Source organism: Stenotrophomonas sp. Steno-Z4, assembly GCF_056393145.1.
Window position 1 is genome coordinate 1,077,020 of sequence record NZ_JBWJPC010000001.1, and the last position, 15,140, is coordinate 1,092,159.

General features: G+C 66.4%; 11 protein-coding genes. 6 read left to right on the forward strand and 5 right to left on the reverse strand.

All coding sequences use genetic code 11. The annotated features are described in order from the left end of the window. Positions 1 to 126: 126 nt before the first annotated feature. The 3 genes from AC06E7_RS04840 to AC06E7_RS04850 all read right to left on the reverse strand — a co-directional run bounded on the left by AC06E7_RS04840 (position 127) and on the right by AC06E7_RS04850 (position 3,782). Positions 127 to 2,307 (reverse strand): cupredoxin domain-containing protein, encoded by a 2,181-nt coding sequence (locus AC06E7_RS04840; RefSeq protein ID WP_478063277.1) that lies wholly within the window; start codon positions 2,305 to 2,307, stop codon positions 127 to 129. 147 nt (positions 2,308 to 2,454) lie between these two features. Continuing rightward, complete coding sequence (locus AC06E7_RS04845) at positions 2,455 to 2,826, reverse strand: hypothetical protein (RefSeq protein WP_068854224.1); 372 nt, start codon at positions 2,824 to 2,826, stop codon at positions 2,455 to 2,457. Continuing rightward, positions 2,823 to 3,782, reverse strand: a complete 960-nt coding sequence (locus AC06E7_RS04850; protein ID WP_068854225.1) for a hypothetical protein — start codon at positions 3,780 to 3,782, stop codon at positions 2,823 to 2,825. The genes AC06E7_RS04845 and AC06E7_RS04850 overlap by 4 nt, the downstream gene beginning before the upstream one ends. 171 nt (positions 3,783 to 3,953) lie before the next feature. On the opposite strand from AC06E7_RS04850, the gene prmA reads away from it, so the two are divergent. The 6 genes from prmA (at position 3,954) to purD (ending at position 10,094) form a co-directional block, all read left to right on the forward strand. After that, complete coding sequence (gene prmA, locus AC06E7_RS04855; RefSeq protein WP_478063279.1) at positions 3,954 to 4,874, forward strand: 50S ribosomal protein L11 methyltransferase; 921 nt, start codon at positions 3,954 to 3,956, stop codon at positions 4,872 to 4,874. An 8-nt stretch (positions 4,875 to 4,882) separates the two neighbouring features. Further along, positions 4,883 to 5,623 carry a DUF3426 domain-containing protein gene (locus tag AC06E7_RS04860; RefSeq protein WP_478063281.1) on the forward strand — a complete coding sequence of 247 codons (741 nt, stop codon included), beginning with the start codon at positions 4,883 to 4,885 and terminating at the stop codon, positions 5,621 to 5,623. Between the two features lie 112 nt (positions 5,624 to 5,735). After that, the gene (gene fis, locus AC06E7_RS04865; protein ID WP_068854228.1) at positions 5,736 to 6,011 is read left to right on the forward strand and encodes a DNA-binding transcriptional regulator Fis; all 276 of its coding nucleotides are present in this window, start codon (positions 5,736 to 5,738) and stop codon (positions 6,009 to 6,011) included. A gap of 64 nt (positions 6,012 to 6,075) precedes the next feature. After that, positions 6,076 to 7,659 (forward strand): bifunctional phosphoribosylaminoimidazolecarboxamide formyltransferase/IMP cyclohydrolase, encoded by a 1,584-nt coding sequence (purH, locus tag AC06E7_RS04870; protein WP_249833215.1) that lies wholly within the window; start codon positions 6,076 to 6,078, stop codon positions 7,657 to 7,659. Between the two features lie 77 nt (positions 7,660 to 7,736). Then, complete coding sequence (gene rhuM, locus AC06E7_RS04875; protein ID WP_478063284.1) at positions 7,737 to 8,762, forward strand: RhuM family protein; 1,026 nt, start codon at positions 7,737 to 7,739, stop codon at positions 8,760 to 8,762. A 45-nt stretch (positions 8,763 to 8,807) separates the two neighbouring features. Beyond that, entirely contained in the window at positions 8,808 to 10,094 is a 1,287-nt protein-coding gene (purD, locus tag AC06E7_RS04880) for a phosphoribosylamine--glycine ligase (protein WP_478063285.1), read from the forward strand. A 120-nt stretch (positions 10,095 to 10,214) separates the two neighbouring features. On the opposite strand, the gene rpoH is transcribed toward purD, so the two are convergent. Then, positions 10,215 to 11,090, reverse strand: a complete 876-nt coding sequence (gene rpoH / locus AC06E7_RS04885; RefSeq protein WP_068854233.1) for an RNA polymerase sigma factor RpoH — start codon at positions 11,088 to 11,090, stop codon at positions 10,215 to 10,217. 435 nt (positions 11,091 to 11,525) lie between these two features. Next, positions 11,526 to 15,140 carry a hypothetical protein gene (locus AC06E7_RS04890; RefSeq protein ID WP_478063287.1) on the reverse strand — a complete coding sequence of 1,205 codons (3,615 nt, stop codon included), beginning with the start codon at positions 15,138 to 15,140 and terminating at the stop codon, positions 11,526 to 11,528.

The window sequence follows — 15,140 nt, forward strand, 5'->3', positions numbered from 1 at the left end:
TGAACAGAAAGGCGGGCATTGCCCGCCTTTCTGCTTTCCTGCGTCATGGGTGACTCACTGTTGCCGGGTGATCCTGCTCTACGTGGGCCGACCAACGGTCGGCGCTACCCGGGCAGCGCGCGGTGCTCAATCGCGCAGCGGGATGGCCAGCAGCGGCTGCGCGCCGAGGGTACCCATGGCCTGCCGTGCGGCACCCAGCTCTTCCAGGTGCAGCTCGCCGGGTGCCTTGGCGATGACCTTGAACAGCACGTTGTTGCCGATCATGACCTGCGCTTCGTCCTGCAGCGAGAGCAGGCCGGTGGGATGGGCATGCTGGCGCATGGCAAGGGTCACCAGGGTGGTGGCGCCCCGCACGCTGTTGTTGTTGGCTGCAGCGGCGGCATGCACCGCACGCCCCCGGTCACCGCTGGCCACCAGGAATGTGCGGCTGTACAGCGTCTGCCCTTCCTGCAGGCCGGCGAACTGCGCGGCATCCAGCGCCAGCGCCGTGTACACCCGGCCGGCGTGCGGCGGAATGCGCGCCAGGGCGCGGTTGATGCGCGCCACCGCCTGCTCCGAATCGCGGAACACAGGCTGCAGGCTGCCGTATTGCAGGAAATCGTCCATGGAGCGGCGGCGCCAGGTGAGGTAGCTGCGGATGGCGGCGCGCTGCAGCTGGCTCAACCGCAGCCGCGCGTTCTGCGCCACGGCGCTTTCATACACCTGCGCCGCTTCCAGGCTGGGCATGCCGCGATATTCCACGTTGAACTCGGCCTGGGTCATGAAGCGATGCTCCTGCGCCGGAATCGCCTGGCGGATATCGACAATGCGGTGCGCCGGGTGGTTTCGGCGATGCAGGCGGCCGGCACCGGCGCCGCGTGGCAGATACACCGAAATCCGCTGGGTGTGCTCGTCCACCTGGCGCAGGCGCACGCGGAAGTAGCGGTCGTTGAAACGCAGGTAGTGGCGCAGCCGGTTGCCTTGGCGGCTCATGTACCAGCCTGGCCGACCCACATCGGGCACGATGCCCCGTCGGCGCGCCTGGTGCTCGCCCAGTGCCTGCCCGTGATGGGTCTCCAGCTGGCGGGACAGTTCCGGCGAGAACTCGGGTGGCAGCGCGGCGCAGGCGTCGCCCGGTGCCCGGCGACAGCGCAGCGTGCGGACAGGCTTGGGGGCTTCCTCGCGCAGCTGGTAGACGCCGTCGCGCTTTACCAGTTCCAGCGCGCCGATGCGCAGGCCCAGTGCATCGGTCAGCGTGGCGGCGTAATAGCGCCCATCCACGCACACGGCGTTGCCTGCAAGCTGCGCGGCCGGATCGTTGTAGTACAGGATGCCATCGGGTCCAAGCAGGTCCAGGCGCAGCCGGGCATGCTCGATTGGCGCCTGCTGATGCACCCGCCCGGCCAGGTGGTCGAACACCGCAATGGAACTGTCCGCGCGGTGCACGCTGGACGTTGCCGGCCGTGTGGCCGGTGCGCGTTTCCATTGCCAGTCGCCGGTATCGAAGATCACATCGACGGTGCCATGATCGGTCAGCACCTGCAGCCGCCCCTCACTGATGCTGAGATCCCGTTCGGCACCCTCAAACCGCACCTGGACGCGGCCGTGGTGCAGGTCGGCGGTGGTCTGGCGGATCGTCATGCCCGGCCGCCGAGGCGCAACCGGCGGGGTGTCACTTTCGCCAGAGCCACGCGACGCGGCGGCGGCTGGCACCGGCTCCTCGGCTTCCGGTCCTGCGGGTGCGCCGGGTTCGAGTCCATGCATGCCGCCCAGCACCATCACCGCGTCGGTCAGCTCGGTCCGATCGAGTGGTTGATGGTCGAGCACATCGGCGCCCATATCGAGTACGACCGCCGCCTCCTGCATGCCCAGCACGCTGCGCCCGCCCAGCATGGCAGCTTCGGCCAGGGTGGAGAGCGCATCCCCCACCTGCAGCAGCGCGCGCATGCCCGTGCCCAACGGCGGCGCACACCGTACTCCTTCGTGCCGTAGCCACGCGGTGCGGGTGTCGCTGAACAGCTCGGTCACCGGGCTGCGCAACAAGCCCGCGACGCCATGCAGCACGCCCGGCAGGCTCGGCGAGACAGGCACCGGGATGCAGTTGGCCGGGCGTGCGCTGGGAGCTGCGTGCACTGGCAGCGGCCGCGCGGTGCTCAGTGGCAGCCTCGCGGCATTGGTCACCGTCAGCACCGCCGCCAGGGCCTGCATGGGTGTTTCAACGCGACGGATGACGGTGGGGTCCACCGGCTGCGGCTGCGGACCGGTGACAGGACTGCGGGCGTGGAAGCGACCGGCGGCATGCCGGTGATCGACTGCGGTGGTGGGCATGGAGGGCTCGTTCAGAAGGCGAGCCCGATGAGATCGAAGCTGCGCCTTTCTGTCCAAGCGAATATCCCTACCGGGATCGCATCTCTGATAGGCGTGGACAATCGCTGATGCGACCCAGGCCCGGCAGCGGGGTGCCAAGGCCCTGCATCAGCGGCTGGCGTCGGCGGCCGTGATCTGGGTGTCCTTGACCGGCGCCACGCCCAGCGACGACGTCGGGTCGACGATCACCATGGTTTCGGTCGAGCCGTCCGGCCAGACCACCTGGAACGTGCTGCCCGCCGGCAACGAAGCGAAGGGCATGCCGCTCTGCGCGCGGTACACCGCAGCCACCTGGCTGGCACCGGCGCGGCGCACGTCTTCGTGTGCCTTCACCGAGGTCAGGGTCACCTTCGACAACTTCCGGTAGCGGTCATCGTAGGTGTCGATCATGACCAGGCCCACGGCACCGGCCGAGTAGGCCACGAACAATGCCACCCAGAACCAGAACTTGGCACCATGCAGGAATCGACGGTAATTCATGACCGGTCACTCCGCTTGATCAACTGCTCAACCAACGTTTTCATTTTCCCCGCACCTTGCCGCGAAACCGCAGCGTCATACACAAAAGTGGCGAAGTCCTGCCCACCGTCCTGCGAACAGATCCCTCCGTTCGCGCAGAAATTGTTCATCAATACACTGTCCGGCCCGCAGGCCATGCCCAGCTCGCACGCCGCCAGGCGCCAGGCCAGTTCACTGAACTGGTCGCCGGCCACCAGGCCCTGCAGGGCGCCGTCGCCACTGGCGCGCTGGCCCATGGCGGTGGAAATGGCCATGTACGCTTCTGGATCACGCGAATCCATCACCCGCTCCACCAGGCCACGGCGGTACTCGGGGGTGTCTTTCAATGGCTGGCCATCGGCAAACAGCGCCGCCTCGGCCGCCAGGTTGCCTGCGCGCGCAGCCAGCACGCGCTGGGTGACAATCAACGAGCGGCCAAGGCCGTCGCTGGAGACGAATCCCGCGCAACGGCGCGCTACACGCTCGCGTGCCTGCACCATCGGCGAAGATGCGTTCATGCCCAGCCCGGTAAGCACGTTGTTGTCGAGCTGGTAACCGCCCGGGTCCATCGCATAGATCGCGCAGTAGTCATACACGCGGCTGACCATCCAGCCTGCCTCGGCATTGCCGTTGGCCGCCTGCAGGCGCAGGCGCTGGGCGTAGGCGAACAGGTCGGTGTCGCCCTCGATATCGGCGCGGATGTCCAGCGGCAATCCCGACGGCACCGCCGTGCTGCGCTCGCTGGCCAGCAACTGGCGCGCCAACTGCTGGGCCTGCAGCGGCGCAGCCGACCCCGTGCCGACCTGCAGCTCACTCACGGCAGCCGACGCATGGTCGGCCTGCAGCGCACGGCCGCCCGCGCGGTAGCCCACCACCCCCAGCAACGCCAGGGCCGGTACCACCAGCAGCCAGGTTTTGAGCGTGGGCGCGAGGGCCATTCAGCGAACCGGTTCAAAGGAGACAGACAGCAGGATGCGGAGTTTAGCAATGGCGTACCCTGTTGTCTGAACAGGCCGTCGCGTCGCTTCTCACCGCCTTCTGAGACGGTCGTCGCCGCGACCGTCCGCAATCGTCTAGCATTCACCGTTTTCCGCAGGTCCTTATCGCCCATGCCGTTCCTGGAACTCACCCTCCATTGCACCGAAGCCACCCAGCCGCGCTATGAGAATGCGCTGGACGACGTGGGCGCGCTGGCGGTGACCCTGCTCGACGCCGATGCCGACACCAGCAACGAGCGCGCCATCCTGGAACCGGGCGTGGGCGAAACCCCGTTGTGGAATGACCTGGTGCTCAGCGCCCTGTTCCCCGCCGATTCCAATGCCCTGGCGCTGCTGGCCGCGCTGGAGGCGTTCGACCCGGGCCTGGAATGGACCGATGTCAGCTTCCGCGCAGTGCAGGACGAGGATTGGGAACGCGCTTGGCTGGACCAGTTCCAGCCGATGGCCTTCGGCGACAGCACCTGGATCGTGCCGTGGAACCATGAACTGCCCGAGGCTGCGCAAGCCGCTGATGCTGCCGTGGTAAGGCTGGACCCGGGCCTGGCGTTCGGTTCGGGCACCCACCCCACCACCGCGCTGTGCCTGCGCTGGCTGGACGGGCTGGCCGCCGAAGGCGCGTTGGCCGGGCAGACGGTACTGGATTTCGGTTGCGGCTCGGGCATCCTGGCGCTGGCTGCGCTCAAGCTCGGCGCGGCCAGGGCCGTGGGCGTGGACAACGACCCGCAGGCGGTACTCGCCACGGGCGACAACGCCGAGCGCAACGCGCTGCAGGACCGCATGCAGGTCTACCTGCCGGCCGACGAACCGCAGGCCACCTACCCGGTAGTGGTGGCCAATATCCTGGCCTCGGCGCTGGATGCGCTGGCCGATGTGCTGGCCGCACGCGTGGCACCAGGCGGCCGCATTGCGCTGTCGGGCATCCTGCATGGGCAGGAAGACGAACTGCTGGTGCGGTATGCGCCCTGGTTCGAGCAGCTTGAAGTGGCGCGCGACGACGACTGGATGCGCATCACCGGCGTGCGCCGTGCTTGAATGACCCGATGAGCGAACCGACTCCGCCACCGCGACGTCCCCTGGCCACGTTCCTGCGTGCGTCCGCTGAACCCACGCCCGAGGCGGTCGACGCGGTCGCCCCGGACAGCGAGGCGGACAACAACGAGGACAATCCCGTTGTTGCCGAGGCGTATGTGGAGGACATCGAGCAGACCGAAGCGGACATCGACCCCGCTCCGGTCGCAGTGGCCGAGCCCATCGCGCCCAACGCTGCTGCCACGCCCGCACCCAGTTTCATGCGCCCCCCCGAACGTGCGGCGCCCACGCCGCGTTGGCAGTGGGCGCTGGTCGGTGGCCTGGTCGTGCTGCTGTCGCTGCAGATCGCCGTCGCCGACCGCGCGCGACTGGCCGCCGATGCTGGAAGCCGGCCGTGGATTGCCGGGCTGTGCAGCGTGCTGCGCTGCAGCCTGCCGGCCTGGCAGGAACCGGCCGCCTTCAGCATGATCAGCCGCGACGTGCGGCCGGTGCCCGGGCAGCCCGGCGCGCTGCAGGTGCAGGCCAGTTTCCGCAACGATGCCCGCTGGGCACAAGCCTGGCCGTCGCTGCGGCTGTCGCTGTCCGACGCCGATGGCCGCGTGATCGGTGCCCGCGTGTTCGCGCCGCACGACTACCTGGACCCTACGGCCGATGCCGCTTCCGTACTGGAGCCGGGCCAGAGCGCGCAGATCGCGTTCCGGGTGCGCGAACCGGCGGCGTCCACCGTCGCATTCACCTTCGAGTTCCTGTAACCCGGCGTCCTGCCAACGAGCGTGGCGGCACGGCCACGCACGCGCTAGACTGGCCCCCTCCAAATTCTCCGCCAGGGTTGTGGTCCGCCCTGGCTTCGCACCGGGATACTTCTTGAACGCTGTCCTTTCTCGTCCTGACAATAGTCGTGGCGCGCCGAAGCCGCCGCTGCGCGAACACGTGGCCCAGTCGGTCCGGCGTTACCTGCGCGACCTGGACGGCTGCGATGCGGATGACGTGTACGAGATCGTCCTGCGTGAAATGGAGATCCCGCTGTTCGTGGAAGTGCTCAACCACTGCGAAGGCAACCAGAGCCGCGCGGCGTCGATGCTGGGCATCCACCGTGCCACCCTGCGCAAGAAGCTGAAAGAGTACGGCATCGCCACCTGAGGCCCCGGTGGGGGTGCGGGACGGCCTACAATATGGGCCCGCTCCGCTTCGATCTCCTGCCCCCATGAGTTCCGATCTGCTGCCCGTGCGCCGGGCCCTGCTTTCCGTTTCCGACAAGACCGGTCTGATCGACCTGGCCCGCGCCCTCGCCGCGCGCAACGTCGAGCTGCTTTCCACTGGCGGTACCGCCAAGGCTATCCGCGACGCCGGCCTGCCGGTGAAGGACGTGGCCGACGTCACCGGCTTCCCGGAAATGATGGATGGCCGGGTCAAGACCCTGCACCCGCTGGTGCACGGCGGCCTGCTTGGCCGTGCCGGCCAGGATGAGGCGGTGATGGCCGAACATGGCATCGCGGCGATCGACCTGCTGGTGCTGAACCTGTACCCGTTCGAGCGCGTCACCGCCAACGCGGACTGCACGCTGGCCGATGCGGTGGAAAACATCGACATCGGCGGCCCGGCCATGTTGCGATCGGCGGCTAAGAACTTCGCCCGTGTTGCAGTGGCCACCGATCCGTCGCAGTACGCCGAATTGCTCGCCGAGCTGGATGCCAATGATGGCAGGCTGTCGGCCGCCAAGCGCTTCGCGCTGTCGGTGGCCGCGTTCAACCGCGTGGCGCAGTACGACGCGGCGATCAGCAACTACCTGTCGGCGGTAACCGCCACCGATGCGGCCGTGCCGATGCGGACCGAGTTCCCGGCGCAGATGAATTCCAGCTTCGTGAAGGTCATGGACCTGCGCTACGGCGAGAACCCGCACCAGGCCGGCGCGTTCTACCGCGACCTGTCGCCGGTGGCCGGCACGCTGGCCACGTTCCAGCAGCTGCAGGGCAAGGAACTGAGCTACAACAACCTGGCCGATGCCGATGCCGCATGGGAATGCGTGCGCCAGTTCGACGCGCCGGCCTGTGTGATCGTCAAGCATGCCAACCCGTGTGGCGTGGCCGTGGGCGCCGGCAACGGCGATGCCTACGAATTGGCGTACGCCACTGACCCGACCAGCGCCTTCGGCGGCATCATCGCCTTCAACAAGCCGCTCGACGCCGCCACCGCCAAGGTCATCCTGGACCGCCAGTTCGTGGAAGTGCTGATCGCCCCGGATTACGAACCGGCTGCGCTGGAGTACGCGCAGAAAAAGGCGAACGTGCGCGTGCTGCGCATTCCGCACGGCGAAGGCCGCAACAATTACGACACCAAGCGCATTGGCTCGGGCCTGCTGGTGCAGAGCGCAGACAACCGTGGCATGCGCCGTGACGAACTGACCGTGGTCAGCAAGCTGGCTCCGACCGAGAAGCAGTTCACCGACCTGCTGTTCGCCTGGAGCGTGGCCAAGTTCGTCAAGTCCAACGCGATCGTCTACGCCAAGGACAACCGCACCATCGGCGTCGGCGCTGGCCAGATGAGCCGCGTGTATTCGGCGCGCATCGCCGGCATCAAGGCCGCCGACGCGAACCTGGTGGTCGAAGGTTCGGTGATGGCGTCCGACGCGTTCTTCCCGTTCCGCGACGGCATCGACGCCGCTGCGGCGGCCGGCATCAAGGCGGTGATCCAGCCGGGTGGTTCGATGCGCGACGCCGAAGTGATTGCCGCGGCTGACGAACACGGCCTGGCGATGGTGTTTACCGGCGTGCGTCACTTCCGCCATTGATTGTTCGGCGTAAGGTGGGGGCCGACAAGGCGTCGGCGCCTGCTGACAGGTTCTGACCGGAGCTGGAGGGTGATCGCATGACCGACAACCATGGCGAGCTGATTCTGTACCGCACCGATGACGGTCGGACGGAGGTTCATCTGCGCGCCGCGGAAGGTACGGTCTGGCTGACGCAGGCAGAAATGGCCCAGCTGTTTGATACCACCAAGCAGAACATCAGTCTGCATGCCCGCAACATCTTCGCAGAGCAGGAGCTGTCAGAGGAATCAGTTGTCAAGCATTACTTGACAACTGCCGCCGACGGAAAACGTTATAAAACAACGAATTACCGACTGGAATTCATCATAGCCGTCGGTTTCCGGGTCCGCTCGCCTCGCGGAGCACAGTTCCGCCGCTGGGCCGGCTCGTCGTTGGCTCAGTATCTGGCCAAGGGCTTCCTGCTCAACGACGAACGACTCAAGGACGCCGAGCGTGCGGACTACTTCAAGGAACTGCTGCTCCGCATCCGCGACATCCGAAGTTCGGAGAAGCGGTTCTACCAGACGTTGCGTGATCTGTTCAAAGCCAGCAGCAGCGATTACGACGGCACGGCAGCAACAGCCAAGACGTTCTTCGCCACCATCCAGAACAAGCTGGTCTTCGCCATTACCGGCCGCACCGCTGCGCAGCTGATTGTCGAGCGCGCCGATCCCGACGTGCCTCACATGGGCCTGACAAACTGGTCCGGCGACAAGCTCCGCAAGTCCGACGCGGTCGTGTCAAAGAACTACCTGACGCAGAGGGAACTCGATCAGCTGAACCGGCTGGTCACCATGTTCCTCGACTTCGCAGAAGACCGTGCCGAGCGTCGCATCGAAACGCGGATGGACGACTGGATCACGCAGACCGACCGTTTCCTCGACTTCAACGAACGCGCTGTGCTCAACGGTCCGGGCCGCATCTCAAGTCAGCAGATGGAGTTGATCATCGCGGAGCGCTACGCAGCATTCGATGCGCAGCGGCGCAGAGCGGACAGGATCACATCAGAACGCGAGACCGAGGTCGACCTGCAGCAGTTGCACACCGAAGCCAAGCGTCTTGTCTCCGCCGTGAAACCGGACTGACCGCCTTCCACCCTACTTACTTACTGTTACCCCAGGAATGCCTCAATGAAAATCCTCGTCATCGGCTCCGGCGGCCGTGAACATGCCCTGGCCTGGAAGCTGGCCCAGTCGTCCCGTGTCACCGAGGTGCTGGTTGCGCCGGGCAATGCGGGCACCGCCACCGAAGCTGGCTGCCGCAACGTGCCGGTCAAGGTCACTGACCTGGACGGGCTGCTGGCACTTGTGCAGGCGGAAGGTGTCGAGCTGACCGTGGTTGGCCCCGAAGTGCCGCTGGTGGCCGGCGTGGTCGACCGCTTCCGCGCTGCGGGCCATCGCATCTTCGGCCCCACCGCTGCGGCGGCGCAGCTGGAAGGCAGCAAGGCCTACGCCAAGGACTTCCTGGCCCGTCACAACATTCCCACCGCGTTCTATGCCGTGCATACCGAGGTGGATGCTGCGCTGGCCTACGTCCGCGACAAGGGCGCACCGATCGTGGTCAAGGCCGATGGCCTGGCCGCGGGCAAGGGCGTGATCGTGGCGATGACCCTGCAGGAGGCCGAAGACGCGGTGCGCGACATGCTGTCGGGCAATGCGTTCGGCGATGCCGGCGCGCGCGTGGTGATCGAGGAATTCCTCGATGGCGAAGAAGCCAGCTTCATCTCGATGGTCGATGGCACCACGGCACTGCCGATGGCCACCTCGCAGGACCACAAGCGCGTGGGCGATGGCGATACGGGTCCAAACACCGGCGGCATGGGCGCGTATTCGCCTGCACCGGTGGTTACCGAGGAGGTGCACGCACGGGTGATGCGCGAGGTGGTGAACCCCACCGTGCAGGGCATGATCGCCGACGGCATCCCGTTCACCGGCTTCCTCTATGCCGGGCTGATGATCGATGCCAGTGGCGCGCCGAAGGTGATTGAATTCAACGTGCGCTTCGGCGACCCGGAAACCCAGCCGGTAATGCTTCGCCTGCAGTCGGACCTGGTGGAACTGGTGGAGGCGGCGATCGATGCACGCCTGCATGAAGTGGAAGCGCGGTGGGACCCGCGTCCGTCGCTGGGCGTGGTGATGGCGGCGGCGCCGTATCCGGAAACGCCGATCACCGGTGATGTGATCCACGGGCTGGACCAGGTGCCGTCTACGGCCAAGGTGTTCCACGCCGGCACCACGCTGGACGCGCAGGGCCAGGTGCTCAGCGCTGGCGGCCGCGTGTTGTGCGTGGCCGCGCTGGGCGACAGCGTGGGCGATGCGCAGGCCAATGCGTATGCGGGCGTGGCGAAGGTGACGTGGAAAAACGAATTCCACCGCAATGACATTGGCTGGCGGGCTATCGCGCGCGAGAGGGCGTAAGAGCAGCCGACTAACAGTCGGCTCTACCCTCGGTAGGTGCCCACTGTTGGTGGGCACGTCCTTGGCGCAACAAAAAAGCCCGGCGATGCCGGGCTTTTGTTTGATGCGTTGGATGCCGCGTTACGCGGTGAACAGCGCCTTCATCTTCTTCAGCGCGTTCGCTTCGACCTGGCGGATGCGTTCGGCGGACACACCGTATTCATCGGCCAGCTCCTGCAGGGTGACCTTGCTGTCGGCGTCCAGCCAGCGACGACGGATGATGTCGCGTGAGCGGGCGTCGAGCTCGGCCAGGCCTTCGCGCAGCAGCTGCAGCTGGTTGTCTTCGCTGTCGGCACGCTCGTAGGCCATCGACGGATCTTCATCGTTGGCGACCAGGAACGCAGCCGGCGACGGCGGCGCATGCTCGTTATCGTCATCGCTGGGCGCATCGAAACCGATGTCGCGACCCGAGAGGCGCGATTCCATTTCCAGCACTTCGCGTTCGGACACGTTGAGGTCCTTGGCGACAGCGGTGACTTCCGCCGCGTTCAACCAGCCCAGGCGGGTCTTGGACTTGCGCAGGTTGAAGAACAGCTTGCGCTGCGCCTTCGTCGTGGCGACCTTGACGATGCGCCAGTTCTTCAGGATGAACTCGTGCATTTCGGCACGGATCCAGTGCACCGCGAAGGACACCAGGCGGACGCCCATGTCCGGGTCGAAGCGCTTCACGGCCTTCATCAGGCCGATGTTGCCTTCCTGGATCAGGTCGCCCAGCTGCAGGCCGTAGCCGTTATAGCCACGGGCCACGTGCACCACGAAGCGCAGGTGGGAATGGACCAGCTCGCGCGCGGCGTCCAGGTCCTGCTCGTCGCGGAAGCGGCGGGCCAGGTCCTGCTCGTCATCGACCGTCAACACCGGGATCTGGTGCACGGCGCCGATGTAGGCGTCCAGCGAACCGAGCGCACTGGGAATCGGAAGATTGTTTGCCACAAGGGCAGTAGACATGTTCTGGCTCATAGGGGTCATCTTATCAGTCCTGTATTTGGACTGCTGACAGTTCAAAAAGTTCCAGCGTTCCGCAGGTGAAACGCTGACGCAGATCAGGCCCCTAACGTACCGCGAAATGGTGACAGTTGCGAGTGGCCGCCCTTCGGCGCAATTCCAATATAAATCAATATGATACAGTCCAAAATGTCACCACCACGTCGTTTTGGGCAGGACAATCCCACAAAGATCGGCCCATTCAGGATGAAAACGTTGCCAGGCATTCAGCCGAAGCGCCCGAGTGACATGAACGGCAGCCAGAATCCTGGCTCCGGACAGTGCCCAGCCAGGCATGGCCTGGCTCTACGCCCCCCGCCCCCACACCCGGCAAGTCCACCGAAGCCGACCCCGAAGCCGCAATGCCCGGTAGTGCCACCCCATGGGTGGCAGGCCAGACAATGCCGAAGCCTAGTAATACCCGGACAAATTCAGGAAGAACCCCTTCGCTTCATACCGCAACTCGGTCAGGTCATCACTGAACTCGGTGAAGTTGTACCCCGCACCAATCTTGAAGTTCTGCCCCACCTGGCGGTCCACGCCCACCAGCCAGCCCTTCTTGTCGCCGCCCTCGCGCACGTCCAGCCAGCGGTACTCGCCCATCGCCTCCCACTGCGCGAACAACCGGTAGCGCAACTGCAAGGCGGAGAAGTTGACCCGGCTGTCCAGCCACGCGCCCTCGCCGCGCCCGGTGCGGTAATCGCCCCAGCGGCCGGCCAGCTTCCCGGCCAGCTCCCAACGGTCGCTGAGCTGCATCACTCCTTCAAACGAGACGATCTGCGATTTCTGGTCGTACACGTTGCCGCCTTCCTGGCCCAGCGACGCCACGTCGTAAAGATACGTGTACTTGCCGAAGGCCGCCCAGCGCGTGTTGTCGTGCGGACGCCAGGCAAAGCCCAGGTTGGACTCCACCAGCTTGGCATCGGCCAGCGGATTGCGCTTGTCATCCGTGTCGGCGTAGTTGGCGCGCAGCGCGATGCGCCAGTCCTCGTTGACCTTGTACAGCAGCCGGTTGGTGGTCACCCACTGCCGACGATCTTCAGCGCCTTCGTCGCGGCGGTATTCGAGCTTGCTCGTCCACTGCGTATCGGCATCGGTGCGGCCACCGCTGACGCTGTAGGCGCGGCGATCGACGCGCCCGGTCGTCGCGTCCAGTTCGCCGTCCATCACGCTGAAGCCCAGCGTCCAGCCCTGCGCGGGGTAGAAGTCCATGCCGAAGGTATGCACCAGCCCGGCGCTGTCGTCGCGGCGGTCCTTCAGGTACTGGCTTTCGTTGAACACGTTGACCTGGTTGCTCAGGCGCCAGCGCTGGCCCAGCGTCCAGCCCGACTGCAGCCCGGTGTCGTAGAGCGGGTCGGTGGTGGTGCGGTCGGTGCTGTAGCTGTAGTTGCCATAGAAGCTGTGCTCGGGCGTCATCCAGTATTCGCCTTCGAGCTTGGCGCCATCGCCGCGGCTGCCGCTGCTCACTTCCGCGCCCAAGCTGGAGCGGTCGCCGAACAGGTAGCGCGCGCCCAGCGTGGCCAGGTCGTTCTTCTCGTAGGCGCCGCTGTCGTCATCCACGGTCAGCTGCCCTACCCCGTACAGCTCCCACTTGGCACCGAAGCGCTGCCGGTAACTCAGCGCCGCCAGGGTGCCGTCCACGTCGGTACCGGCGTTCTCTTCGCGCACCCGGCGCAGCTCGGCCCCGAGCTGGCCGTCGTTGCCCAGCCGCCAATCCATCGTGAGCTGCGACTGCTCCACCGCCACCTCACCGCGCTCGGCGCGGCTGTGCCGGCCATACAGGCTCAGGTTGTCGGTGAAGTAGCCCAGGAACTCGGCACCGTATTCCTCCAGCGCCAGCCCACTGTCCATGCGCGAGACCGAGAAGCCGGCGTCCACGTCGCGCCACCAGGCGCCCATGCTCCAATCCTGCTTGGTCCACCCCAGCTCGCGCAGGTTGGCGCGCGCTTCCACCGCGCGGGCGTCGCCCTTGCGGTCGCCGCTGACCGGATTGCGCTGGATGAAGCTCAGGCCGCCGTTGTCGGAGTAGAAGATCGGCGCGGCAGTAGCCTCGGTGCGGGTCTGTTCCAGTTTCAGGTAAGTGCCGCGCCCAGCCTGAAGGGTAAGGTCGGCGCCCATCAGGCTGTAGTCGTCGCCACTGCGGTTCTCGTCGACGTAGGTGCCGCCCACCGCCACGTGGTCGCCGAACCACTGCTTGCCGCGCAGCCCGGCGCTCACGTCGTCGGTGCTGAAGCCCAGCGGGATGTACTCGTAGTCCACCAGCAGCAGCTGGTCATAGCCATCCAGTGGCGTATCACGGGTCAGCGTGCGCACGTTCTCGCGCGTGATCTGCGACAGCGCGCGGGTCAGGAACAGGCGGCCCTGGATTTCATTGATCTCGTAGTCCACGCCGCGCTGCAGGTTGGTGCGCACTTCGGTGCGGCCGGTGGTACGGTCGCGCACCTCCAGCACCACCTGCTCCGAGCCGGGCAGCAGGTCGGTGTGACGCAGGTAGTAGAGGCTGCCGCCTGTGCCGAGGAACTCGGTGTGGCCGAGCGCGGACTGCGCCTCGGAACCGAACGCCTTCAACAGCGAACGCGGGTCGCCCAGCGGGGTGGTCGCGCGCGAGCGCCAGCTCACCGCCGCGCCGTACAGCGAACGCACGTACTGGCCGTACTCGGTGCCGGTGAAGCCAGTGGCGAAGTTGCCCCACAGCGCCTGGTTCTGGTCCCAGTCCACGCGCACGTACAGCTTGCCCTGCGTGTCGATGTCGCGATACGTGGTGGAGTCGTCACCGTATACCGGGTAGTACTGGTCCGGATCGAGGCGGCGGAACACGTCGCGGGCGTCGGCATCCAGGAAGCCGTCGAACAGCCGCTTCAGCTCGCGGTCGTAGGTGTCGGCCTGCGCGGTGACCAGGTACTTCCCGCGCAGCTTGCTCTTCAGGTAGAACGCCAGCCGCCCTTCGCTGAGGAAGCTGTCGTCCTGGTCGCGGTCGGCGGCGAGCGGATCCAGGTTGCCGCTGGCGGTATTGCGCGACAAGGTCACGTCGGCCAGCGCCACCAGGAAGCGGTAGCTGCCGGTCACTTCCACGTCGAGCGTGCGGGTCAGCGTCGGCGCGTCCATGGCCTCCACCTGCACGGTGTACCGGTGCTCGCCGATCGGCTCCAGGAACTCGGCGGCGAACTTCTGCTCCAGGTCCACCGGGAAGCTCTGCCCGTTGATCATCACCCGTGCATTGGGGCTCAACCCACGCCCGTAGATCCGCACCCGTGAGCCGTAGATGGGGATGTTCTGCTGGCGCAGCGCGTTCTGCCCGTAGATGGCATTGCTCAGCTGCTGGGCCTGCGCATCGTCGCCATCCAGCACGCGCCCCAAGGTGCGCTGCACGTTGTCCCGCACCAGCTGGGTGCCGCGTTCGTAGTCGGTGGGCAGTACCAGCTGGAAGCGCTGCGGGTTGGTTTCATCGAAGGAACCATCCCGGCCATAGGCCCGGGCGATGTACTGCAGGTCATCGCCAACGCGCAGGTTGAGGTTTTCCGGCAGCTGCCCGTCCCACTCGGTGTTGCCGACGTAGTCCACCGGCATCTCGATGCGCGCCAGCGGCGTGACCAGGTCAGTGTCGCTGCCGCGGTAGATCACCACTTCCAGGCGCTCGATGAACGAGGCGTAGTTGTTGTAGCCGTGGAAGCGCAGCGGCTTGGTCAGCCGGCCGTTCTCGAACGGGGCCATGGAGCCCGTCTGCACATTGAGCACCGGCGCCGACAGCGCCGGATCTTCGGTGGCCCAGACCACGGCGCCATCGGGGAGCTCGGTGGCCGACGCACCATTGGGTGCCGGCACCACCGCGCCGGGTTCCGCAGGACCGGCGGGAGCATCCACCGCCGGACGCACCTGCAGCAGCAGGTCATTGCCCTGCCGACAGCCGTCCACCCCGCACAGGGTGGTGGGCACTTCGGGCAGCGGTTGCGGCGCCTGCGCGTGGGTGATCGGCGACCACAGCGCCAACAGGAGCATCAGGGAGCTGAGTGAGGTCTTGCGGTTCAT

Bases quoted from the DNA above. Each gene is read 5' to 3' on its own strand.
- prmA (WP_478063279.1), top strand. From the start codon at position 3,954: ATGCCGTTCCTGGAACTCACCCTCCATTGCACCGAAGCCACCCAGCCG.
- AC06E7_RS04840 (WP_478063277.1), bottom strand. From the start codon at position 2,307: ATGCCCACCACCGCAGTCGATCACCGGCATGCCGCCGGTCGCTTCCAC.
- AC06E7_RS04890 (WP_478063287.1), bottom strand. From the start codon at position 15,140: ATGAACCGCAAGACCTCACTCAGCTCCCTGATGCTCCTGTTGGCGCTG.
- AC06E7_RS04850 (WP_068854225.1), bottom strand. From the start codon at position 3,782: ATGGCCCTCGCGCCCACGCTCAAAACCTGGCTGCTGGTGGTACCGGCC.
- AC06E7_RS04860 (WP_478063281.1), top strand. From the start codon at position 4,883: ATGAGCGAACCGACTCCGCCACCGCGACGTCCCCTGGCCACGTTCCTG.
- purH (WP_249833215.1), top strand. From the start codon at position 6,076: ATGAGTTCCGATCTGCTGCCCGTGCGCCGGGCCCTGCTTTCCGTTTCC.
- purD (WP_478063285.1), top strand. From the start codon at position 8,808: ATGAAAATCCTCGTCATCGGCTCCGGCGGCCGTGAACATGCCCTGGCC.
- rhuM (WP_478063284.1), top strand. From the start codon at position 7,737: ATGACCGACAACCATGGCGAGCTGATTCTGTACCGCACCGATGACGGT.
- rpoH (WP_068854233.1), bottom strand. From the start codon at position 11,090: ATGAGCCAGAACATGTCTACTGCCCTTGTGGCAAACAATCTTCCGATT.
- AC06E7_RS04845 (WP_068854224.1), bottom strand. From the start codon at position 2,826: ATGAATTACCGTCGATTCCTGCATGGTGCCAAGTTCTGGTTCTGGGTG.